The following is a 21,706-nucleotide window of genomic DNA, read 5'->3' as shown; positions in this document are numbered from 1 at the left end:
GAACCAGAGACCAAACAGAAACCGGACACCTCGTCGTGCCCGCCATCGGGTCGTTGCCGCATCCCCGCGTGCGGTCCCGGCTGGGACCGGGTCCGGGTGATCATAACGGTGATCGGCGGGAGGACAAGGCCCGATCCGGCCGCCGTCGGGACACCACCGGCGTGTCCAGCGTTGCTCCTGGGGGATATGCCCATTACGGTCCGTGCGTGATGTTCGTTGCTTGTGGTGGCCCCCGGCTGGTGTCGAGGGGTGCGCATAAGTGACAATCTTGGCAAGTGGAGGGGAGTATTCCTTCGCGGCGGCGTCGTCATCACGGAACTTGCCAGGACAAGCCCGGTGCCGTCGACCGGCTGCCAAGCCGGTGGAAGAGACCTCCGGTCCTTTGGCGTACGCCCTGAACCGGAGGTGACCATGGGTGCCGACGTGACGTTGTTGGCCCAGCAGGCATCACGAGCCGCTGACCGGCTCGACATCCCGTGGTGGATCTGGGCCGCCACGCTCGGCGGTTTGGCCCTGCTGCTGCTGATCGACCTGGTGATCGTGGACCGCAAGCCGCACGAGGTCACCACGGGCGAGGCGGCGCGCTGGGTCACCTTCTACGTCGCTTGCGCGGTGGCGTTCGGCATCGGTGTCTGGATCTTCGGCGATGGGCACTTCGCCATCCAGTACTTCACCGGTTACATCACCGAGTACTCGCTGAGCATCGACAACCTGTTCATCTTCATGGTGATCATGTCGAGCTTCGCGGTCCCGTCGATCCACCAGCACCGCGTGCTGCTGATCGGCATCCTGCTGGCGCTGGTGATGCGAGGTGCCTTCATCGCCGTGGGCGCCGCGCTGATCGAGCAGTTCGTCTGGATCTTCTTCATCTTCGGCGCGTTCCTGATCTGGACCGCCGTCAGCATGGTGCGGAAGAAGGACGAGGACGAGGAGTACAAGGAGAACGCCGTCGTCCGCTGGGTGCGCAAGGTGTTCCCGGTGACCGACGACTACCACGGCCACAAGTCGGTCGTGAAGATCGACGGCAAGAAGTTCCTGACCCCGATGTTCGTGGTCATCGTCGCGATCGGCAGCGCCGACCTGCTGTTCGCGGTCGACTCGATCCCGGCGATCTTCGGCATCACCCAGGACCCGTTCCTGGTCTTCACCGCCAACGCCTTCGCGCTGATGGGGCTGCGGCAGCTGTACTTCCTGCTCGGCGGCCTGGTGGACAAGCTGATCTACCTGTCGGTGGGCTTGGCCGTGATCCTCGGCTTCATCGGCATCAAGCTGATCATCCACGCGTTCCACGAGTACCACCTGGTGCCGGAGTGGCTGGAGATCACCAACTGGATGTCGCTGAGCTTCATCGTCCTGGTCCTGGCGATCACGACCTGGGCGAGCCTGGCCAAGGCCAAGAAGAACGGCGAGGTCGAATCGGAGGCGGAGCAGGCCGAGAAGGCCTGACCCGGACCAAGCGGAAAGGTGCCCGGAGCTGAGCTCCGGGCACCTTCGCGTTTCAGGCCAGCGGCTCGAACGTCAGTCCAGGAGGGTGTAGCTGAGTTCTTTGCACACCCGCCCCAGGGGTACGTCCAGGCCCGGGTGGCTCAGCGGGAGCAGGACGTCGGGGGAGTCGGGCAGGGCCGTGGCCGCCGGGGGATCCCAGAGGCACAGCGACGGGCTGCCCGCGTCCATCGAGGAGCGGTACCAGAGGCCGTCGAGCTCCGGGTAGGCCGCGCGGATGCCGCGGGCCCACGCCTGGGTGCGCAGCTTGGGGCCGGTGGCGATCGCCTGCGAGGCGCCGGCGCGGGTCGGCCACAGGCCGGTCAGGTCCAGCAGGCGCAGCGTCCGACGTGGACGGAACAGCACCAGCTGCGGGCTGCGGGACCGGCGGTCCACTGTGGAAGTCGCTTGGAACACCTCTGCGATGCAGGTCTGCACCGACAGCGAGAAGTACAGGACGCCGTGCTCGCGCGTGACCGTCGGCCCGCCCTGCGCGTTGGGCAGGTGCGGGTCGAACCGGGCGTGCGGCAGCGGACCCGCGTAGCGGAAGCTGTTCCACTGCTGGGGGTGGTTGCCCCCGGTGGTGAAAACGCGCACGAGGCGAGTACCGGCCGGCACCGCGATGACGTCTTCGGTGCGCCGGAGCATCGCCTGCAGCACAGCGGGCGCAGGCGGCTGGGGTAGCCGTGCCATGGAGGTCCTGGATCGAGTTCTCGGTGGATGGGGTGTGCGATCAGGCCGGGGTGCCGATGGTGGCGGCGAGCTCGGCCACCCGCTGCGGGTCGCCGCCTGCCAGCAGCCACTCGCGCGGGCTCGCGGGGCGGTCCCCGAGTTCGAGGTCCTCCTGCGGCGTGGTCATGAAGTTGGCCAGCACCAGCGAGGGTTGGTCCACCGGCATCAGCGCGAGCACCACGTCCAGGCCGGGCAGCGCGTCGGTGTCGGTGAACTGCCACGCGGGCAGCCGCCAGCCACCGCGGTCCTTCCAGCCGATCAGGCGGCGTTCGCTGATCCGGTGCCGGATGCGGCTGGTGTCCACCCCGATCCGCTCGGCGGCCTGGTTGACCGACAGCGCGGTGTCGCGCAGCACCGCCTGCTCGGCGACGGTGCGCGCACGGGGGTCGACTTCGGCGTCGCTGAGCGGCGTCAGGTCCAGCCCCGCCTCGCTCAGGGCGGCCCGTTCCGCGTCGGTGAAGTGCGCGGCTGGGTCTCCCTGGGGCGAGGTGAGCTTCTTGGCTGCATCCTCGACCAGTGTCAGGAATTCGTTGGCGGTGACCTTTAAACCGGCTCGTGCCAACACGGTCTCCAGCGCGGCTGACATGCCTCCAGGGTAGCGCGGTACGGCAGAAATGTGTGCGCGAACGTGCGCCTGGTGCGGAATCTCACTTTTCGTAGCATGTGGATTGCGGACTGTGACGATCGCGCGACTCCGGTCGGGTTGCGGAGCACTGTGATCGTGGGCCGAATGCCCGACCGGAGTCGTTCTTGATTACGGCAGCGTGTCCAAATGCGCCCGGACCGGGTCCGAGAAGGCGTTGCCGCTGCTGGCATCCCAGTTGATGGACCAGGTCATGACGCCGCTGAGCTCGGGGTGCGGTTGGTCCGGGGTGTACTGACCGCAGTCCTTCGCGGCGGTCAGGCAGTTCAGCGCGTTGCCGACCACCGCGGGCTCCACGTACCCGCTGCCCGCTGCCGACGGCGCGGCGGGCAGGCCCAGCGAGACCTGGTCCGGTCGCAGCACCTGCAGCAGGCCGCAGGCCTGGGCGGTGATGAAGTCGACCGAGCCCTGGCTGTACACCTGGCCGTCGCAGCCGTTCATCGAACCCGAGTTGTAGTACTGGGTGTGCACGACGGTGATGACGTCCTTGAGGTTGCCGATCAGCTCCAGGTAGCTGCCGCCGGGCTGCACGTCGAGGGTCTGCGGGGCCATGGTCAGCAGGAATCCGTCGCCCACCTGTTCGCGCAACCGCTGAACGGCGGTGGTGGCGTTGGGGACGTTGAAGCCGTGCTCCAGGTCGATGTCCAGCCCGTCGATCCCGTAGTCCGCCAAGATCTTCCCGACGGAATCGACGAAGTTGGCGACGTTCGCCTCGGAACCCAGGTCGACGTTGCCCAGTTCGCCGCCGATGGAGAGCACGAACGACTTGCCCTCGGACTTCTTCGCCGCGATGTCGGCCTTGAGCTGGTCGTCCGTGTAGCCGCCGAGCGCGGTGGAGAGCTCCGGGTCGACGTTGAAGGTGACCGCGCCCGGGCGGGCCGGGTCGGCGTTGGCGAAGGCCAGGGCGATCAGGTCGTAGTTCGGCGAGATGTCGCTGACCTTGAGCGGCTTGGCGTTGTTGGTGAAGTTCTGCCAGTAGCCGGTGAGCTGGTGCTTCGGGAGCGCCTGCGGCGCGTCGGCCGTCGCGGTCGGGGCGAGGGCGAGCGCGGTCAGGGCCGCCGCGGCCAGGGCGGCCAGGCGTTTCTTCATGCGGACCTCCGGGGGATTCGTACCGGATGCGTCTTCGCAAAATGGACTAGACCAGCTGGGCGGTCAACGGTTTGGCGATGTTGCGAAGCGGGGGAGGGTTGACGCGGCGGGGTGTGGGTCGTTGACTGGACGTACCGACTGGTCGGTCTCAACGTGGAGGTGGCGTGTTGGTCAGCCCTTACGACGCACGGCCGTGGCTGGAGCTCTACGCGGGCGAGATCCCAGAAACGATCGAACCGCGGTTCGGCAGCCTGCTCGAGGTGTTCGCCGCCGCGTGCCGCGAGCACCCGCACCGGGTCGCCACCACCTACTTCGACGGCCGGCTCAGCTTCCGCGAGCTCGACGAGCTCAGCGACGGGCTGGCGCAGCACTTCGTCGACGAGGGCGTCGCCGTCGGCGACCGGATCGCGGTGTACCTGCAGAACGTGCCGCAGTTCGCGATCGCGCTGCTGGCCGGGTGGAAGGCCGGGGCGATCGTGGTCCCGCTCAACCCGATGTACCGGAGCCGCGAGCTGACCCGGATCCTCGCCGACGCGCGGCCCACCGCGGTGGTCTCCTCCGAGCAGGGCTGGCACGACGTGCTCGGCGAGCTGGCCGGACCCGCCGGGGTGCGCGTCGCGGTCACCACCAGCGAGCTGGACCTGCAGACCCGCCACGACCCGCGGCTGTTCAGCCGCATCGAACGGCGCCCCGCGGCCGGGTGCGCGGACCTGCTCGCCGTCGCGCGGGCCAACGCGGGGAGGCGGCCGCCTGCGGTGACACCGTCCAGTTCGGACACCGCGCTGCTGGTCTACACCTCCGGCACCAGCGGAGTTCCCAAGGGCGCCACCAACACCCACGGCAACGTGGTGTTCAACTCCGAAGGCGTCGCCGTCCGGCTCCGGGAGACCGGCGGGAACGGGATCTTCGCGCTCGCACCGCTGTTCCACATCACCGGACTGGTCTGCCAGCTCGGCGGTGCGCTGGCCGCCGGGCGCCAGCTGGACCTGGCCTACCGCTTCGAGCCCGGCGTGGTGCTCGACGTGCTCGCCGAACACCGGCCCAGCTACATGGTCGGACCGTCCACCGCGTACATGGCGCTCATGAACCACCCGGAGGTCACCGCCGACCACTTCTCGTCGCTGGAGCTGGTGCACTCCGGCGGGGCGCCGCTGCCGCCGGCGGTGGTCGAGGCGTTCCGCGAGCGGTTCGGCCACTACATCCGCAACGGCTACGGGCTCACCGAGACCACTGCGACCGCGACTTCGGTGCCCCCGCACCTGGAAGCTCCGGTGGACGAGGCCTCGGGCACCCTCAGCGTCGGGTTGCCGACCTTCGACGCGGTGGTGCGCATCGTCGACGACGAGGGTGCCGAGCTGCCGGTGGGGGAGGTCGGCGAGATCGTCATCGAAGGACCGATGGTGGTGCCGTCCTACTGGGACAAGCCCGAGGAGACGGCGGCCGGGATCCGCGACGGCCGGCTGCACACCGGCGACGTCGGGTTCATGGACGCCCAGGGCTGGTTCTACGTGGTGGACCGCAAGAAGGACATGATCAACGCCTCCGGGTTCAAGGTGTGGCCGCGCGAGGTGGAGGACGTCCTCTACGGACACCCGGCGGTGCGCGAGGTCGCCGTCGTCGGCGTGCCCGACGCCTACCGGGGCGAGACGGTCAAGGCGTTCGTGAGCCTGAGCCGCGGCCGGACGGCGGAACCCGAGGAGCTCGTCGAGCACTGCAAGAAGCAGCTGGCCGCCTACAAGTACCCGCGCAGCGTCGAAATCCTCGACGAGCTGCCGAAGACGGCCACTGGCAAGATCCTGCGCCGCCAACTCCGCGACACCGCTCGCACGGCGGAGTAGCGGCACCGGGGGTACGCAAATTCCATTGAAATCGGACGTCTGATTTCCATTGAAATCGCGTGAACGGCGGAGAGGAAGGACGTAGATGAGCAAGCGTTTCGACGGTCGGGTGGCGGTCGTGACCGGTGCCAGCCGGGGCATCGGCCTGGCCATCGCCGAGAGGCTGGTGGCCGAGGGCGCGAAGGTGACCTTGACCGCGCGCAAGCCCGAACCGCTGGCCGAGGCGGTGGAGGGGCTGGGTGGCGCCGAGCACGCGCTCGGCATCGCGGGCAAGGCCGACGACACCGAGCACCAGGCCGAAGCGGTGGCCAAGACGGTCGAGGCGTTCGGCCGGGTGGACGTGCTGGTCAACAACACCGGCATCAACCCGGCCTACGGCCCGCTGCTGGACGTGGACCCCGGTGTCGCGCGCAAGTCCTTCGAGGTCAACGTGCTCGCCGCGCTGTCGTGGACCCAGCAGGTCCACCGGGCGTGGATGGGCGAGCACGGCGGTTCGGTGCTCAACGTGTCCTCCGTGGCCGGGGTGCGACCAGCGCCGGGGATCGGTTTCTACGGCGCCACCAAGGCGATGCTGTCCTACATCACCAAGGACCTCGCGGTGGAGCTCGGCCCGAAGGTCCGGGTCAACGCGATCGCTCCGGCGGTGGTCAAGACGAAGTTCGCCACCGCGCTCTACGAAGGCCGCGAGGACGAGGTCGCCGCGCAGTACCCGTTGCAGCGCTTGGGAATTCCGTCCGACATCAGCGGTGCGGCGGCGTTCCTGCTCTCCGAGGAGGCGTCCTGGATCACCGGCCAGGTGCTGGTGCTCGACGGCGGCGTGACGTTGACGGGCGGTGTGTGAGGTGCAGCTGGCCGGTTCAGCGGTGGTGATCACCGGTGCGGGCAACGGCATCGGTGCGGCGATGGCCCGCAAGTTCTCCGCGCTCGGAGCGCAGGTCGTGCTGGCCGATGTGGACACCGAAGGCGTCCAGCGGGTCGCGGCGGAGGTCGGCGGCCTGGCGGTGCCGGGCGATGCCGCGAGCGAGGACGGGGTGCGAACGCTGGTCGACGCCGCTCTCACCGAGCACGGGCGGATCGACCTGTTCTGCGCCAACGCCGGGATCTCCCGCGGCGGAGGCCCGGAGGCCGACGAGGCGGCGTGGGCCGATTCCTGGGACGTCAACGTCATGGCGCACGTCCGCGCCGCCCGCGCGCTGCTCCCGCACTGGCTGGAGCGGGGGAGCGGGCACTTCCTGGCCACGGTGTCGGCTGCGGGGCTGCTGACGATGCTGCAGGCCGCGCCGTACTCGGTGACCAAACATGCGGCGCTCGGCTTCGCCGAATGGCTGGCGATCACCTACGCGGACAAGGGCATCACCGCGCAGGCCCTGTGCCCGCAGGGCGTGCGCACGAACATGCTCGGCAGCAGCGGGCAGGCGGGCAAGACGCTGCTCGACGACGGAGCGCTGGAACCGGAGCAGGTCGCCGACCTGGTCGCCGACTCGCTGGACAGCGGCGAGTTCCTGATCCTGCCGCACCCGGAGGTCGCCGACTACTACGCGTTGCGCGCCGCCCAGCCGCAGCGGTGGCAGGCGGGCATGCGCAAGCTCCAGCGCAAGCTGGGATGACGGGCGGATCCTCGCCGGTCCGCGGCGCAGCGGACCGGCGGGTCGATACGCTGAGCGGGGATCGACAGGGGAGGTTGACATGGCGCGGGTGGCCAACGGCCGCACCACCGCCGCGACGGCGGCAGGTGACGAGCCGGTCCCGCAGCGGTTGCTCTCGGTGGCGACGAAGTTGTTCGCCGAGCAGGGCTACGAACTGACCTCGGTGCAGCAGATCGTGGACGCGGCCGGGGTCACCAAGGGGGCGATGTACCACTACTTCGGCTCCAAGGACGACCTGCTCTACGAGATCTACGCGCGGGTGCTGCGGGTGCAGCACGCGCGGATGGAGAGCGCGGCCGACAGCGACTCCCCGGTGCAGGAGCGGCTGCACGCCGTGGCCGCCGACGTCGTCGCGACCACGGCGGCGAACCTGGACGACACGAAGATCTTCTTCCGCTCCATGCACCTGCTGCACGCGGACAAGCAGACCGAAGTCCGCGCGGAGCGCCGCCGCTACCACGAGCGGGTGTGCGCGCTGATCGAAGAGGGGCAGCGCGACGGGGTGTTCCGGACGGACAAGTCGCCGGACCTGGTGGTGGACTTCTTCTTCGGCGCGGTGCACCACCTGGGCACCTGGTTCCGCCAGGACGGCGAGCTCACCGGGGAGGACGTCGGGGAGCAGTTCGCCGATCTGCTGCTGGCCTCGCTGCGTCCGTGATCCCGGTGCGGTCCAACGGTTTTCGCTGATCTTCCGGGCTTGACCGCGCAGTGCCGAGGTGCGAGATTCCAGGCCGTCGCGGCAAGGAACACCGCTGGCGGGAAAAGGGTGGTCAGATGAGCAGCTACGCGCAGCGTCCTTGGCTCGCCCACTACGGGAACCTCCCGGCGGACATCGAGGTCGAGCACGGCACCGCGCTCGACCTGTTCCGCGCCGCGGTGGCCCGCGCACCGGAAACCGCGGCTATCCGCTACTTCGACGGGCAGCTCACCCTGGCCGACGTGGACTCGGCGTCCGACGCGCTCGCGGTCGCGTTGCAGGACAACGGTTTTCGACCGGGCGACCGGCTCGGCGTCTACGTGCAGAACAACCCCGCGTTCGTGGTCGCGGTGGTGGCCGCGTGGAAGGCCGGGGGAGCGGCCGTGGTCATCAATCCGATGAACAAGGCGCGGGAGCTGTCCTACCTCCTGACCGATTCGGGCGCCACCGCGTTGGTCTGCCTGGACGAGCTGCTCCCGGTCGCACGGCAGGTGCTCGATTCGGGCGTCACGAAGGTCTCGACCGTCATCACCTGCTCGGCGCGCGATTGGCAGACCCGCGACGATCCCCGCGTCATGCCGCAGGCGGAGGTGGACCGCGGGCAGGCGCTGGACCTGCTCGGGCTCGTCGACCGGTACGCCGGTCATACCCCGGTGGCCGACCCGCCATCGCCCTCCGACGTCGCCGTCCTCACCTACACCTCCGGCACGACCGGTGAGCCCAAGGGTGCGATGAACACCCACGCCGTGATCGCGTTCAACGCGCAGGCCTTCCGGGACTGGATGGGCATCACCCCGGCCGACAGCGTCCTGGGCGTCGCGCCGTTGTTCCACATCACGGGTCTGGTCGGGCACTTCGCGCTGAGCCTGCTCGTGCCGTGCCCGCTGGTGCTGGTCCACCGGTTCCAGCCGGAGGTCGTCCTGGACGCGATCCGCGAGCACCGCCCCACGTTCACCATCGGCGCCATCACCGCGTTCATCAGCCTGTCCGCGGTGGAAGGGGTGTCGGCCGAGGACTTCCGCTCGTTCCGGCTGGTCTACTCGGGTGGCGCGCCGGTGCCGCCGGCGGTGAACCAGCAGTTCCAGGACCGGACCGGCCACTACATCCACAACGCCTACGGCCTGACCGAGACCACGTCGATCACCCACCTCGTCCCGCCGGGCACGCGCGCACCGGTGGACCCGGCGTCCGGCGCGCTGTCGATCGGACTGCCCATCTTCGGCACGGCGGTGCGGATCCTCGACGATGCCGGTGCGGAAGCCCCGGTCGGCCAGGTGGGCGAGATCGCGATCGCCGGGCCCCAGGTGGTGCCCGGCTACTGGCGCAAGCCCGAGGCCACCGCGTCGGCGCTGCCGGACGGCGAAATGCGCACGGGCGACGTCGGTTTCATGGACGCCGACGGCTGGTTCTTCGCGGTGGACCGCAAGAAGGACATGATCAACGCGGCCGGCTACAAGGTCTGGCCCCGGGAGGTGGAGGACGTCCTCTACACCCACCCGGCGGTCCTGGAGGCAGCGGTGGTCGGTGTCCCGGACGCCTATCGGGGCGAGTCGGTGAAGGCCTTCGTCACCCTGAAACCGGGCACTTCGACCACCCCGGACGACCTGATCGCCCACTGCCGCAACGAGATGGCGGCCTACAAGTACCCGCGCGAGATCGAAATCCTCCCGGAACTCCCGAAGACCCCGACGGGCAAGATCCTCCGCCGCCACCTCCGCGACCGCTGACGGCGGCCCAGCGGGGAGGGCGCGTCCGCACGTGAAAGATCTTCATTTACTCCTGTCGTTTCAGTGTCAACCGAAATAAATTCGCAGGAGCTTCGGGGCGAGATCAGTTCGCCAGGAGGGTGCCCGGACCGGCAGCCGGTCCGGGCACCCTTCGCCGTCAGAAGACGACTCGGGTGAGGCCTTCGGCGACGCAGGCCGGTTTCGTCGCGCCTTCGATCTCGATGGTGGACTTGATCGTCAGCTGCACGCCGCCTTCGACCTCGGTGACGTCGGCGAGCTCGGCGACCGAGCGGATGCGGGCGCCGACCGGGACCGGGCTGGGGAAGCGGACCTTGTTCAGGCCGTAGTTGATCCCCATCTTCGCGCCCTCGAACCGGTAGTTCTGCGAGTTGAGCTTCGAGAGCAGGCTCAGGGTGAGGAAGCCGTGCGCGATCGGCGCCCCGAACGGTCCCTGCTCGGCGCGTTCGACGTCGACGTGGATCCACTGGTGGTCCAGGGTGGCGTCGGCGAACTGGTTCACCTGCTCCTGGGTGATGGTCAGCCACTCGCTGCTGCCCAGCGGCTCGCCCTTGGCCGCCATGATCTCTTCCTTGCTCGTGAACACTCGCACTGCGGGAACCTCCTGTGTGGACGGTGAGGGTCGTGAGTGCGTAACAGTGTTCGAACACTGTTACGCACTCACGACCCGTTACGGCTGGGGCAGGTCGACCAGTTCTGCGATGCGCTGGCGGTGGGTTTCGGCGATGCCGAAGGCGAGCTGGGAGCTCTTGGCCCGGCCCAGGTAGAGGTGGGCCGGATGTTCCCAGGTCATGCCGATGCCGCCGTGCAGCTGGAGGTGCTCCTCGGCGGCCAGCACCGCCAGGTCCGAGCAGTACGCCTGGGCGATGGCCACGGCGAGCTCGGCCTCGGAGTCCTGGGCCAGGGCGTCCGCGGCGTTGCGGGCCGTGGAACGTCCCGAGCTGACGCCCACCCACAGGTCGGCCAGCCGGTGCTTGACCGCCTGGAACGAGCCGATCTGCCGGCCGAACTGGTACCGGGTCTTCGCGTAGTCCACTGTGGAGTCCAGGCAGTGCTGCGCGAGCCCGACCTGTTCGGACGCCAGCAGCCCGGCGGCGGTCAGCAGCGCCTGCCGCAGGATCCGCTCGGCATCGGCCCCGGAGGCCAGCCGCCGGCCGTGCGCGCCGTCCAGGTCGAGGGTGCCGAACCGCTGGGTGAGGTCCAGCGGCGTGGTCGGCGTCCGGGTGACCCCGGATGCGGCGGTGTCCACCAGGTACAGCGCCGCGCCGTCGGCGTCGACGGCCGGGACCACCACGTGGTCGGCGACCTCCAGGTCGACCACCGCCGACGCGCGACCGGTCAGCGCGGATCCGTCGGCCTTCACCGACTGCGGGAACGCGGCACCGGGCGCCGTGGTCAGCCCGACCGCGACGGCGCCGATCCGGGAACCGTCCGCCAGCTGCGGCAGCACCTCCTGCTCCGCGCAGGCCACCAGCACCGCAGTGGCCAGCACGTTGCTCAGGAACGGCACCGGTGCGACCGCGCTGCCGATCTCCTCGGCCACCACCGCCAGCTCCCGAGCGCTGGCTCCGGCTCCGCCGAGCTCCTCGGGCACCAGCAGCGCCGCCAGGCCGAGCTCGCCGGCGAGGGTGCGCCAGAGGGCCAGGTCGTAGGGCTCGTCGGTTTCGCAGCGGGCCAGCACCGCGGTCCAGTCGCAGCGGTCGCGCAGCAGTCGCCGCACGGTGGCCCGCAGGTCTTCCTCCAGCTCGCTGTAGAGCAGGTCGGGAGCGCTCATCGCGGCAGCTCCTTCCACGGCCGGTCCTTGTCGGTGCGGATCTCGGGCGGCAGCCCCAGCACCCGTTCGGCGATCACGTTGCGCAGGATCTCGGTGGTGCCGCCCTCGATGGAGTTGCCCTTCGCCCGCAGGTACCGGAAACCGGCCCCGCGCTTGGTGAGCGAGGCGTAGTCGGGCTGGCGGAAGGTCCAGTCGTCGTAGGTCAGCCCGTCCTCGCCCAGGAACTCCAGCTCGAAGCCGGTGATCGCCTGGTTCTGCTCGGCGAAGGAGACCTTGACCGCGGACCCCTCGGGCCCGGGCTCTCCGACGGCGAGCTGCTGGCGCAGCCGGATGCTGGTCAGCCGGGTCGCCTCGGCCTCCACCCACAGCTGCAGCAGCCGGTCGTGCAGGCCGTGGGTGCGCTTGTCCGGGTGGTTGCGCCAGGCCTCGGCGGCTTCGCCGATCATGCCGCCCTCGCGCGGGGGAGTGCGCCCGCCGATGGCGACCCGCTCGTTCATCAGGGTGCCCATCGCGACCTGCCAGCCCTGGCCGACCTCGCCGAGGCGCTGGGAGTCCGGGATCCGCACCCCGGTCAGGAACACCTCGTTGAACTCGGCCTCACCGGTGATCTGCCGCAGCGGGCGCACTTCGACGCCCGGCGCGGTCATGTCGCAGATGAAGTAGCTCAGGCCCTTGTGCTTGGGCTGGTCGGGATCGGAGCGGGCGACCAGGATCGCCCACCGAGCGCGGTGCGCCAGCGAGGTCCACACCTTCTGCCCGTCGACCACCCACTCCTCGCCTTCCCGCACTGCCCGCGTGGACAGCGCGGCGAGGTCGGATCCGGCGCCGGGTTCGGAGAACAGCTGGCACCAGGTCTCCTCGCCCGTCCACAGAGGACGGAGGTAGCGCCGGCGCTGCTCGTCGGTGCCGAAGCGCAGGATCGTGGGCGCGGCCATGCCCAGGCCGATGACGTTGAGCTGCGGCTGGTTGTCCGGCGCGCCCGCCTCGGCGAACGCGGCGTCGACCTCGGGCTGCAGCTCCCGCGCAGCGCCGAGACCGCCGAGACCGGCGGGGAAGTGCACCCACGCCAGCCCGGCGTCGAAGCGCGCCCGCAGGAACTCCAGCCGGTCGGTCCGCTGCGGATCGTGCGCGGCGAGGAACTCCTCCACCCGGCCGCGGAGTTCGGCGGCGTCCACGGTCATGCCTTCGGCCCGCCGGCCACGTAGATGACCTGGCCGGAGACGAAACCGGAGCGCTCGTCGGCGAAGAAGGACACCGTGTTGGCGATGTCCTCGGGCTGGCCGACCCGCGCCACCGGGATGCTCGCCGCCGCGGCCTGGGTGAACTCCTCGAAGCCCATGCCCACCCGCTCGGCGGTGGCCTTGGTCATGTCGGTGGCGATGAAGCCCGGCGCGATGGCGTTGGCGGTGACGCCGAACTTGCCCAGCTCGATGGCCAGCGTCTTGGTCAGGCCCTGCAGACCGGCCTTGGCGGTGGAGTAGTTGGCCTGGCCGCGGTTGCCCAGCGCCGAGGTGCTGGAGAGGTTGACGATGCGACCCCACTTGGCCTCGACCATGTGCTTCTGCACCGCGCGGCTCATCAGGAACGCGCCCCGCAGGTGCACGCCCATCACGATGTCCCAGTCGTCCTCGGACATCTTGAACAGCAGGTTGTCCCGGAGGACCCCGGCGTTGTTGACCAGCACGGTCGGGGCGCCGAGCTCGCTGGCGATGCGGTCCACCGCGGCCTGCACCTGCTCGGCGTCGCTGACGTCGCAGCCGACCGCGAGGGCCTTGCCGCCGGCGCCTTCGATCGCCGAGACCGTTTCGGCGCAGTTCTTCTCGTCGAGGTCGATGACGGCGACGGCGAAACCGTCCTCGGCCAGCCGCTTGGCGGTGGCCGCGCCGATCCCGCGGGCGGCACCGGTGACGATCGCGACTCGACTGTTTGCCATTGCTTCTCCTTGCGATGTGTGGGTCTGCACCGTGCTCAACGACGGCGGACGATCAGCGGTACTTCCTCAGTTCGCGGCGGGCGAGCGAGCGGCGGTGGACCTCGTCGGGGCCGTCGACGATGTGCAGGGTTCGGGCGTGGGCGTAGAGGTTGGCCAGCGGGAACTCCTGGCTGACGCCTCCGCCGCCGTGGGCCTGGATGGCGCGGTCGATGACCCAGGTCGCCATCTCCGGCACCGCCACCTTGATCGACTGGATCTCGGTGTGCGCGCCCCTGTTGCCGACGGTGTCCATCAGCCACGCTGTCTTGAGCACCAGCAGCCGGGCCTGCTCGATCTTGACCCGCGATTCGGCGATCCAGTGCTGGACGATGCCCTGCTCGGCCAGCGGCTTGCCGAAGGCGACGCGCTCGTTGGTGCGCCGGCACATCAGCTCCAGCGCCCGCTCGGCCATCCCGATGGCGCGCATGCAGTGGTGGATGCGGCCGGGACCGAGGCGGGCCTGGGCGATCGCGAAGCCCTCGCCCTCGCCGGAGATCACGTTCTCGATCGGCACCCGGACGTTCTCGAACACGATCTCGGCGTGCCCGCCGTGGTCGGCGTCGGAGTAGCCGAAGACGTGCATGCTGCGCTCGATCCGCACGCCCGGGGTGTTCTTGGGGACCAGGACCTGGCTCTGCTGGCGGTGCCGCTCGGCGTCCGGGTCGGTCTTGCCCATCACGATCAGGATCTCGCAGCGCGGGTTCATCGCGCCGGAGGAGAACCACTTGCGGCCGTTGATGACGTAGTGGTCGCCGTCGCGTTCGATGCGGGTGCCGATGTTGGTGGCGTCGGAGGACGCGACCTCCGGTTCGGTCATGCAGAACGCGGACCGGATCTCGCCCTCCAGCAGCGGTTCCAGCCACTGCTTCTTCTGCTGCTCGGTGCCGAACTGCGCCAGCACCTCCATGTTGCCGGTGTCCGGCGCGGAGCAGTTGGTGGCCTCCGGGGCCAGCCGCCCGGCCCGGCCCATGATCTCGGCCAGCGGGGCGTACTGCAGGTTGGTCAGCCCGGCGCCGTGCTCGCCCGGCAGGAACAGGTTCCACAGGCCGCGCTTGCGGGCTTCGGCCTTGAGCTCGTCCATGATCGGCGGGTGCGCCGACCACTCGTCCTCGGCTTCGGCGAGCTGCTGCAGGAACACCGGTTCGGCCGGGTAGACGTGGGAGTCCATGAAGTCCTGGAGCTGCTCGCGCAGTTCCTCCGTGCGTGCGTCGTAAGCGAAGTCCATCAGTCCTCCTTGAGGGTGGCGAGACCCTGTGCGACGAGCGGGGCGACGAGTGCACCGACGTGGTCGAAGCCCTCGCCGACGGTCTGGTCGTGGATGAAGCGGTAGTGGATCCCCTCGAGGATCACCGCGATCTTGAAGAAGCCGAACGCCAGGTACCAGTCCAGTTCGGACAGATCGGTGCCGCTGCGCTCGGCGTAGCGGTCCAGCAGCTCCCGGGCGGTGGGGAAGCCGTACTCCGGGCCGATGCCCTTGGCGATCGGGTTGCTCTCGATGCCGCTGAAGCCCTCCCAGTACACCGCGAGCAGCCCGAGGTCGGTGAGCGGATCGCCGACGGTGGCCATCTCCCAGTCCAGCACGGCCTTGATCTGCTGGTCGTCGCCGACGATCACGTTGTCCAGCCGGTAGTCGCCGTGCACGATGCCCGCGCGCGGCGTGGTGGGGACGTGCTCGGCGAGCCTGGTGGCGAGCTCGTCGATGCCGTCGATGTCGCGGCTGCGGGAGGCGGCCAGCTGCTTGCTCCAACGGCGCACCTGCCGTTCCAGGAACCCCTGCGGGCGGCCGAAATCGCCCAGCCCGACCGACTCGGGGTCGATCGAGTGCAGGTCGGCGAGCACGTCCACCAACTGCCAGGACAGCTCGACGCGCTGCTGCTGGGACAGCTGCTCGGTCAGCGCCGGGGTGCGGTAGACGGTGCCCGGCACGTACTCCATGACGTAGAACGGGGCGCCGAGCACGCTGTCGTCCTCGCAGAGCAGGTGCGTGCGCGGGACCGGCACGTCGGTCCCGGCCAGCGCGGACATCACCCGGAACTCGCGGCCCATGTCGTGCGCGGTGGCCAGCACGTGGCCCAGCGGCGGCCGGCGCACCACCCAGCACTGCTGCCCGTCGCTGACCAGGTAGGTCAGGTTGGACCGTCCACCTTGGACGAGTTCGCCGGTCAGCGGCCCGGCGAGCAGGCCAGGCCGTTCGGCGTCGAGGTGCGCGCGCAACTGGTCCAGGTCGAGGCCGGGCAGCGGTTGGGCGGTCATCAGAACTCCTTGCCTTGCTGGACGACGCCCGGCACGAGTTCGGCGAACCGGGCGCGGGTTTCGGCGGCGCTGGTGTGCAGCACCGCCCGCATGCCGAGGCGTTCGGCGGCTTCGACGTTGGGGGCGCCGTCGTCGACGAACACCGTCTGCGCGGCGGGCAGGTCGAGCTGGTCCAGCACCAGACGGTAGATCCGCGGGTCGGGTTTGCGCAGCTGCACTTCGGCGGAGATGACGGCGGGGTCGAACAGCCCGTCGAGCAGGTCCCACGGGTAGTCGTTGCCCCAGCTGTTGGACAGCAGCGCGGTGCGGACGCCGTTCTCGCGCAGGACGCGCACCAGGTCGAGCATGGCCGGTTCGCTGTGCAGCTGGGCGAACATGCGCTGGAGCAGGCCTTCCGGGGCGACGGGGGAGCCGTCGACGGTGCGCAGCCGCTGCGCGAGGGTGCGGTTGAAGTCCTCGGGGCTGAGCTCGCCGGTTTCGAGCCGGTGGATCGGGGTGCCGGGCGGTGCGTTGCGCGACAGCCATTCCTTGAGCGCGGCGGAGAAGGTCTCCGGGCGGATGCTCTCCCGCTCCATCCAGGACTGCAGCGCAGCACGGCTGGAAGTGGTCAGCACGCCGCCGTAGTCGAAGACGACCGCCCGGACGGGGGAGGTTGCATCGCCGGAACCCATGCCCAGGACCGTACCGACTAGCCGGTATGTTGCGCTAGTGCTGCCCCGCCGAATCACCGGCGAGAACCCGCCACCGCGTGTTCAGGGCCGAAAGGCGTTGCGGATCTCGGCGGCGAGGTCCAGGAGTTCCGCCGGGGTCGAGGTGGTGAGCTGCAGGTCCACGAACGCGTCGGCGACCCCCAGCTCGGCCACTTCGTGCAGGTAGTCCGCGAGCTGTTCGACCGGTCCGGTGCCCGGTGCGTCCGTCGGCGTCGGCTGGATCTTGGCGTTGATCCGCAGCGCGGTGGCGATCGGTCCGCGTCCGGCGGCCCGGGCCTGGTCGTCGATGCGGGCCAGCACGTCCCGCAGTGCTTCCGGCGGCAACGCCACGCCCAGCCAGCCGTCCGCACGGCGACCGATGCGGTGCAGCGCCGCCGGGGACAGCCCGCCCAGGTAGATCGGCAGGTGCTGCTGCGCCGGTTTGGGCTGGAAGTCGCCGGGGCTGATCGTCCAGAACTCGCCGCTGTGCTGCACCGGGTCGTCGGCCCAGAGAGCTGCCAGCACGTCGAGGGTTTCGTCCAACCGCGCGCCGCGTTCCCGCCACGGCACCGCGACCGCGTCGTACTCGTCGCGCGACCAGCTCAGCCCGAACCCGGCGATGACCCGGCCGCGGCTGAGCTGGTCGAGTCCGGCGAGGCTGCGGGCCAGGTGGATCGGCGGGTGCAGCGGTGCGTTGAGGGTGCTGGTGCCCAGCCGCGCGTGCGCGGTGGCGTGCGCCGCCAGCGCCAGCACCAGCATCGGGTCGAGGCCGCGGTGGAACTGCTCGGGCATCGTGCCGCCCGGGTACGGCGTGATCGGGTCGGTGGCGGCGTGCACGCGTTCGCCCGCCCAGAGGCTTTCGAAGCCGAGCGCTTCGGCTTCGGCGGTCATCGTCGGGACCAGGGCCGGATCGGCGAACGGGCCGAACTGGGGAACGGTCAGTCCAAGGCGCATGGGAACCATGGTGTCGATCTCGGATCCGCGTTGCCAGCTCTCGTCGGAACGGCCGCACTGGACCGCCGTTCGGCCCAATCCGCGATGTTCACCGCAACGGGCGGTCAGGGTGAGCGTGCAACTACCTCCATCGGCAGCCGGGCGATCACCCCGGGTTGTGATCTGGAGCACTTCGAGGTTGCGAGAACTCCTTCGTCGCAACGTCGTCCACCTGATCAGCGGTTGCGCGCGGCGTGCCGGAAGATGGCGCGTGGCGCTGGGTGCTCGATGTGAAATGTGGGAAGTCGGCGCGCGTTGACGGCGAGTTTACTCGGCAGTAAGTATTCGGGTCGCCGCGCGGCCAGCACCTTCACATCACGAGTAATGCGAGGTGAGGCCAATGATGTCCCTTCTCCGTGGTAGACGTGCCGCCACCGCTGCCGCCCTGGCGGCGGCCGCGGCGCTGACCCTGAGCCCGCAGGCCCTGGCGGCCGCCGTCAACATCAACTTCGACTGCTCCGGCGCGTCCCCGGTGGGCGAGCAGAAGTTCAGCATGCAGCAGGGCGCGGACGTCACGGCTCCGGCCAACGTCGCTCCCGGCGGCGCGCTGGACATCGTGATCGACCCGGCCGTGAACACGATTCCCGGCGACGTCAACGGGTTCACGGTCAAGCGGGTCGAGAACATGGACCTGAAGATCCCGATCCCGGCGAACTCCACGTTCGTCTCCGCCGACCTGGCAGGCGGTTCCGGTCTCGGCCCGAACCCGCCGACGATCACCGTGGAAGGCAACACCGCCACGCTGCACCTGGACGGTCCGATCGCGGGCGGCTCGCAGTTCGAGCTGCCCACCGTGACCGCGCACCTCACCGCCGGGGACTCCGGCACGATCGAGACGAAGCTGGCCGGTACCAGCTACGACGATCCGGGTCTGACCTTCACCGCCGTGGTGTCGTCGATCATCGGTGACACCAACGTGCCGTCGAAGTGCTTCCCCAACCCCAACCCGGTCCTGACGACCACGACGATCGGCTGACCCGGCTGATCAGGTGGGCGGAACTCCTGCGGGAGGTCCGCCCGCCGCCGGTGCGGGGCGAACGGACCGTTTGCCCCGTTCGGCGGCGTGAACGGTCCGTTCGCTTCAGCCCGCCGCCGGTTTCCGGGTGATCAGGTGGGTGGCGATCCCGGCGACCAGGCCCCAGAACACCGACGCGATGCCCAGGACCGCCACCCCCGAAGCCGTCACCAGGAACGCGATCAGCGCCGCGGTCCGGCTGTCGGCGTCCTCGGTGGCCTTGGCCAGCGATCCGCCGATGGTGTCGAGCAGCCCGATCCCTGCCAATGCGGAGATCAGCGCCAGCGGGAACGCCGCGATGAGACTGCCCAGCGTCGCGCCGAAAATCCCCAGCAGCACGTAGAACGCGCCGGAGGCGATGCTGGCCTTGTAGCGCTGCGCCGGGTCTTCATGGGCGTCGCGGCCCATGCACAGCGCAGCGGTGATCGCCGCCAAGTTGATGCCGAAGCAGCCCAGCGGCGCGAGCACCGCGTTCACCGCACCGGTCCAGGACAGGACCGGGGACACCGGAGTCGAGTAGCCGTGCGCCCGCAGCGTCACCATGCCGGGCAGGTTCTGCGAGGTCATGGTGATGACGAACAGCGGGATGGCGATGCTGATCGTGGTGTGCAGCGACCAGCTCGGCCACACCCACACCGGCGTCGCCAGCGCGAACTCCACGCCGCGCAGTGAGCCTTGCGCGGCGGCGATCGCGACACCGACGACCAGCGCGACGAGCACCGCGTAGCGGGGCAGCAGGCGCTTGCCGAGCAGGTAGCCCACCAGCATCGCCGCGACCAGCCAGAACTGGTCCTGCATGGTGGTGAACACGCCGATCCCGAACTGCAGCAGCACGCCGCCGAGCAGCGCGGAGGCGATCGAGGCGGGGATGAGGTTCACCGCGCGCTCGAACCACCCGGTCAGCCCCACCACCACGGTCAGCGCTGCGGCCAGCAGGAATGCGCCGACGGCCTCGGACATCGAGACGCCGTGACCGCTCGCGGCCAGCAGAGCGGCACCGGGCGTCGACCAGGCCAGGACCACGGGCGCCCGGTAGCGCAGCGACAGCGCGATCGAGGTGACACCGATGCCCACGCCCAGGGCGAGGATCCAGGAGGCGATCTCCGCGGGTCCGGCGCCGAGCGCGCGGGCGGCCTGGAAGACGATGGCGGCGGAGCTGACCACCCCGACCAGCGTGGTGATACCGCCGGCGACCAGAGTGGACGCGGAAGCGGTGGGGAGCCGTTGGCGCAACTGCACAGGAAACCCGCCCGTTCTGTATATGGAACGAAGCGATGCTAGGAGGACGCGGTGGAGCTGGTCAAGGTCGTGGGTGCGAACCTGCGCGCGGCCCGCGCCGAGCGCGGGTTGTCGCTGTCTGAGACCGCGCGCCGGGCGGAGATCGGCAAGGGCACGCTGTCCGAGCTGGAAGCCGGCCGCCGCAACCCGACGCTGGAAACCCTCTACGCCCTGGCGACCGTCCTCGACGTCCCGCTGGGGCAGCTGCTGGTCGCCGAGTCCGAACCCGGGTCCGAGTCCGCCGTGGTGGTCAACCGCGCGAGCGGCGCGGACCTGTCCGGGCAGGTCGTGGACGTGCAGCTGATGGACCGGGTGGTCGCCGGCGGCCAGCGGCTGGAGGTGTACCGCCTGCACGCGCGGGCGGGCGCCAGGTACGTGTCCGCGGGGCATCGGCCCCGCGTGGTGGAGCAGCTGCTGGTGCACTCCGGAATCCTGGTCACCGGACCGGAATCCGCCCCGGAAACCCTCGGTCCCGGCGATTACATCCGCTTCGACGGTGGAGTGGACCACGTCTACCAAGCGCTGGAGGAGGACGTCTCCGCAACCCTGGTGATGCGCTACGCCGATCCGGCCTGACGCGGCCAGCCGGCAGGATCGGAGTGAGCACTCACTTCTTTCTTGACGGAGTGAGTGCTCACTCCGTACCGTGGTGGGCATGGCAGAGACGACGAGGCGCAGGGCGCCGGGGATGAGTCCGGAGGAGCGGCGGGCGATGGTCATCGCCGCCGCATTGCCGCTGGTCGCCGAGTACGGCGCGGCGGTCACCACGAAGCAGGTCGCGCGAGCGGCGGGGATCGGCGAGGCGACGATCTTCCGGGTCTTCGAGGACAAGGACGAGCTGCTGGCCGCCTGCGTGGCCGAGGTCGTCGAGCCGGAGCACGCGGTGCGCGAGATCGCCTCGATACCGGTCGACCAGCCGCTGGAGCAGCGGCTCGCCGATGCGGCCGATGCGCTGTCGGCGCACTTGGAGCGGATGGGGGCCGTGCTGGGCTCGCTGCACGCCTCCGGGCAGCTGCGCGCCCCGCGCGGCGATCAGCAGCAGCCGCGCCAGGACGACCGCGCGGAGTCGATGCGGCAGATCCGGGAGGCGGTGGCCGAGCTGTTCGAGCCGGAGCGGCAGTCGCTTCGGCTGCCGCCGGAGAAGCTGGCCGCGATGTTCATCGGAATGCTGTTCACGCTGCCGCGGATGGGCGGGGAAGACCTCGAAACCGCTGAAATCGCAAGCGTTTTCCTGCACGGAGCGATGGGGGAGGACGAATGACCGTCACCTTGAACCACACCATAGTCCCCGCGCGGGACAACGCCGCTGCGGCTGATTTCCTGGCCGGGATCCTGGACCTGCGCCGACTGCCCCCGGACGGGTTCGACGGCAAGTTCGCGCCGGTCGAGGTCAACGATTCGCTGACCTTGCAGTTCATGACGGCCCCGGAACTCGAACCCCACCACCTCGCATTCGACGTGGCGCCCGAGGAATTCGACCAGGTCCTCACCCGCCTCCGGGATCGCGACGTGCCGTTCGGCAACAGCCCGTTCGAACCGGAGAACGGCCGGATCGACCACCCGCTGAGTCCCCGAGGCCTGTTCTTCCGAGACGACTCCGGCAATCTCTACGAGGTCATGTCCCCGGAGTGACCGACCGCCCGATGCCTCCCCGGGAGATCGTACGTCCGAAGCCAGGTGATCCGCAGTTTCAATTGAAACTGCGCTCCGCCGTGCCCGGGTTTTACAGTTTCAATTGAAACTGCACACCCGGGCGTGTCGGGACCCCGGCGTGTCGGGCGCCTGACACGCCGCCGGATGTGGACAAGTCGTCCGGTCGGGGAGAACATCCGCAATTTCAATGGCAATCGGACGTCCACT

22 protein-coding genes are annotated in these 21,706 nt (G+C 69.8%); 10 read left to right on the top strand and 12 right to left on the bottom strand.

From position 1 onward, the window contains the following. Positions 1 to 411: 411 nt before the first annotated feature. Positions 412 to 1,446 (top strand): TerC family protein, encoded by a 1,035-nt coding sequence (locus OU415_RS25005; protein ID WP_270951633.1) that lies wholly within the window; start codon positions 412 to 414, stop codon positions 1,444 to 1,446. A 72-nt stretch (positions 1,447 to 1,518) separates the two neighbouring features. On the opposite strand, the gene OU415_RS25000 is transcribed toward OU415_RS25005, so the two are convergent. The 3 genes from OU415_RS25000 to OU415_RS24990 all read right to left on the bottom strand — a co-directional run bounded on the left by OU415_RS25000 (position 1,519) and on the right by OU415_RS24990 (position 3,946). After that, complete coding sequence (locus tag OU415_RS25000) at positions 1,519 to 2,175, bottom strand: RES family NAD+ phosphorylase (protein ID WP_270951632.1); 657 nt, start codon at positions 2,173 to 2,175, stop codon at positions 1,519 to 1,521. Between the two features lie 40 nt (positions 2,176 to 2,215). After that, the gene (locus OU415_RS24995; protein ID WP_270951631.1) at positions 2,216 to 2,800 is read right to left on the bottom strand and encodes a DNA-binding protein; all 585 of its coding nucleotides are present in this window, start codon (positions 2,798 to 2,800) and stop codon (positions 2,216 to 2,218) included. A gap of 168 nt (positions 2,801 to 2,968) precedes the next feature. Further along, on the bottom strand, positions 2,969 to 3,946 hold the full coding sequence (locus OU415_RS24990) for a chitinase (RefSeq protein ID WP_270951630.1): 978 nt from the start codon (positions 3,944 to 3,946) through the stop codon (positions 2,969 to 2,971). A gap of 167 nt (positions 3,947 to 4,113) precedes the next feature. On the opposite strand from OU415_RS24990, the gene OU415_RS24985 reads away from it, so the two are divergent. The 5 genes from OU415_RS24985 to OU415_RS24965 all read left to right on the top strand — a co-directional run bounded on the left by OU415_RS24985 (position 4,114) and on the right by OU415_RS24965 (position 9,854). Next, positions 4,114 to 5,784, top strand: a complete 1,671-nt coding sequence (locus OU415_RS24985) for a class I adenylate-forming enzyme family protein (protein WP_270951662.1) — start codon at positions 4,114 to 4,116, stop codon at positions 5,782 to 5,784. Between the two features lie 85 nt (positions 5,785 to 5,869). After that, positions 5,870 to 6,625 carry an SDR family oxidoreductase gene (locus OU415_RS24980; protein ID WP_270951629.1) on the top strand — a complete coding sequence of 252 codons (756 nt, stop codon included), beginning with the start codon at positions 5,870 to 5,872 and terminating at the stop codon, positions 6,623 to 6,625. Beyond that, positions 6,618 to 7,391, top strand: coding sequence for an SDR family oxidoreductase (locus OU415_RS24975; RefSeq protein ID WP_270951628.1), 774 nt, complete (start codon positions 6,618 to 6,620; stop codon positions 7,389 to 7,391). The genes OU415_RS24980 and OU415_RS24975 overlap by 8 nt, the downstream gene beginning before the upstream one ends. 79 nt (positions 7,392 to 7,470) lie before the next feature. Then, positions 7,471 to 8,088, top strand: a complete 618-nt coding sequence (locus OU415_RS24970; protein ID WP_270951627.1) for a TetR/AcrR family transcriptional regulator — start codon at positions 7,471 to 7,473, stop codon at positions 8,086 to 8,088. A 116-nt stretch (positions 8,089 to 8,204) separates the two neighbouring features. Continuing rightward, a complete protein-coding gene (locus tag OU415_RS24965) occupies positions 8,205 to 9,854 on the top strand; it encodes an AMP-binding protein (protein WP_270951626.1) in 1,650 nt (549 codons plus the stop codon). A 157-nt stretch (positions 9,855 to 10,011) separates the two neighbouring features. Here OU415_RS24965 and OU415_RS24960 read toward each other — a convergent pair whose 3' ends face one another. The 8 genes from OU415_RS24960 to OU415_RS24925 form a co-directional block, all read right to left on the bottom strand. After that, on the bottom strand, positions 10,012 to 10,464 hold the full coding sequence (locus OU415_RS24960) for a MaoC family dehydratase (protein WP_270951625.1): 453 nt from the start codon (positions 10,462 to 10,464) through the stop codon (positions 10,012 to 10,014). A 78-nt stretch (positions 10,465 to 10,542) separates the two neighbouring features. Continuing rightward, the gene (locus OU415_RS24955; protein ID WP_270951624.1) at positions 10,543 to 11,646 is read right to left on the bottom strand and encodes an acyl-CoA dehydrogenase family protein; all 1,104 of its coding nucleotides are present in this window, start codon (positions 11,644 to 11,646) and stop codon (positions 10,543 to 10,545) included. Next, positions 11,643 to 12,827 carry an acyl-CoA dehydrogenase family protein gene (locus tag OU415_RS24950; RefSeq protein WP_270951623.1) on the bottom strand — a complete coding sequence of 395 codons (1,185 nt, stop codon included), beginning with the start codon at positions 12,825 to 12,827 and terminating at the stop codon, positions 11,643 to 11,645. Before OU415_RS24950 ends, OU415_RS24955 begins: the two co-directional genes overlap by 4 nt. Further along, positions 12,824 to 13,579 carry a 3-oxoacyl-ACP reductase FabG gene (fabG, locus tag OU415_RS24945; RefSeq protein ID WP_270951622.1) on the bottom strand — a complete coding sequence of 252 codons (756 nt, stop codon included), beginning with the start codon at positions 13,577 to 13,579 and terminating at the stop codon, positions 12,824 to 12,826. Before fabG ends, OU415_RS24950 begins: the two co-directional genes overlap by 4 nt. Before the next feature lie 52 nt (positions 13,580 to 13,631). Further along, the gene (locus OU415_RS24940) at positions 13,632 to 14,843 is read right to left on the bottom strand and encodes an acyl-CoA dehydrogenase family protein (protein ID WP_270951621.1); all 1,212 of its coding nucleotides are present in this window, start codon (positions 14,841 to 14,843) and stop codon (positions 13,632 to 13,634) included. Beyond that, positions 14,843 to 15,871 carry a phosphotransferase family protein gene (locus tag OU415_RS24935; protein WP_270951620.1) on the bottom strand — a complete coding sequence of 343 codons (1,029 nt, stop codon included), beginning with the start codon at positions 15,869 to 15,871 and terminating at the stop codon, positions 14,843 to 14,845. Before OU415_RS24935 ends, OU415_RS24940 begins: the two co-directional genes overlap by 1 nt. After that, a complete protein-coding gene (locus OU415_RS24930) occupies positions 15,871 to 16,542 on the bottom strand; it encodes an HAD family hydrolase (RefSeq protein ID WP_270951619.1) in 672 nt (223 codons plus the stop codon). The genes OU415_RS24935 and OU415_RS24930 overlap by 1 nt, the downstream gene beginning before the upstream one ends. Before the next feature lie 81 nt (positions 16,543 to 16,623). Further along, positions 16,624 to 17,514 (bottom strand): TIGR03619 family F420-dependent LLM class oxidoreductase, encoded by an 891-nt coding sequence (locus OU415_RS24925; protein ID WP_270951618.1) that lies wholly within the window; start codon positions 17,512 to 17,514, stop codon positions 16,624 to 16,626. Between the two features lie 379 nt (positions 17,515 to 17,893). Between OU415_RS24925 and OU415_RS24920 the strand changes: the two genes are divergently transcribed. After that, entirely contained in the window at positions 17,894 to 18,529 is a 636-nt protein-coding gene (locus tag OU415_RS24920) for a cyclase (RefSeq protein ID WP_270951617.1), read from the top strand. A 105-nt stretch (positions 18,530 to 18,634) separates the two neighbouring features. Here the strand turns inward: OU415_RS24920 and OU415_RS24915 are convergent, their stop codons facing one another. Continuing rightward, positions 18,635 to 19,807, bottom strand: a complete 1,173-nt coding sequence (locus OU415_RS24915) for a benzoate/H(+) symporter BenE family transporter (RefSeq protein ID WP_270951616.1) — start codon at positions 19,805 to 19,807, stop codon at positions 18,635 to 18,637. Between the two features lie 51 nt (positions 19,808 to 19,858). Between OU415_RS24915 and OU415_RS24910 the strand changes: the two genes are divergently transcribed. From OU415_RS24910 to OU415_RS24900, 3 genes are all read left to right on the top strand, one after another. After that, positions 19,859 to 20,422, top strand: a complete 564-nt coding sequence (locus OU415_RS24910; RefSeq protein WP_270951615.1) for a helix-turn-helix domain-containing protein — start codon at positions 19,859 to 19,861, stop codon at positions 20,420 to 20,422. 79 nt (positions 20,423 to 20,501) lie between these two features. Further along, positions 20,502 to 21,107 (top strand): TetR/AcrR family transcriptional regulator, encoded by a 606-nt coding sequence (locus tag OU415_RS24905; RefSeq protein ID WP_270951614.1) that lies wholly within the window; start codon positions 20,502 to 20,504, stop codon positions 21,105 to 21,107. Then, positions 21,104 to 21,478, top strand: coding sequence for a VOC family protein (locus tag OU415_RS24900; RefSeq protein WP_270951613.1), 375 nt, complete (start codon positions 21,104 to 21,106; stop codon positions 21,476 to 21,478). The genes OU415_RS24905 and OU415_RS24900 overlap by 4 nt, the downstream gene beginning before the upstream one ends. Positions 21,479 to 21,706 lie beyond the last annotated feature (228 nt).

It is taken from the genome of Saccharopolyspora oryzae, from assembly GCF_027853915.1.
In the GTDB taxonomy this organism is placed as follows: domain Bacteria; phylum Actinomycetota; class Actinomycetes; order Mycobacteriales; family Pseudonocardiaceae; genus Saccharopolyspora; species Saccharopolyspora oryzae.
This window is presented reverse-complemented; position numbering and strand designations above follow the sequence as displayed.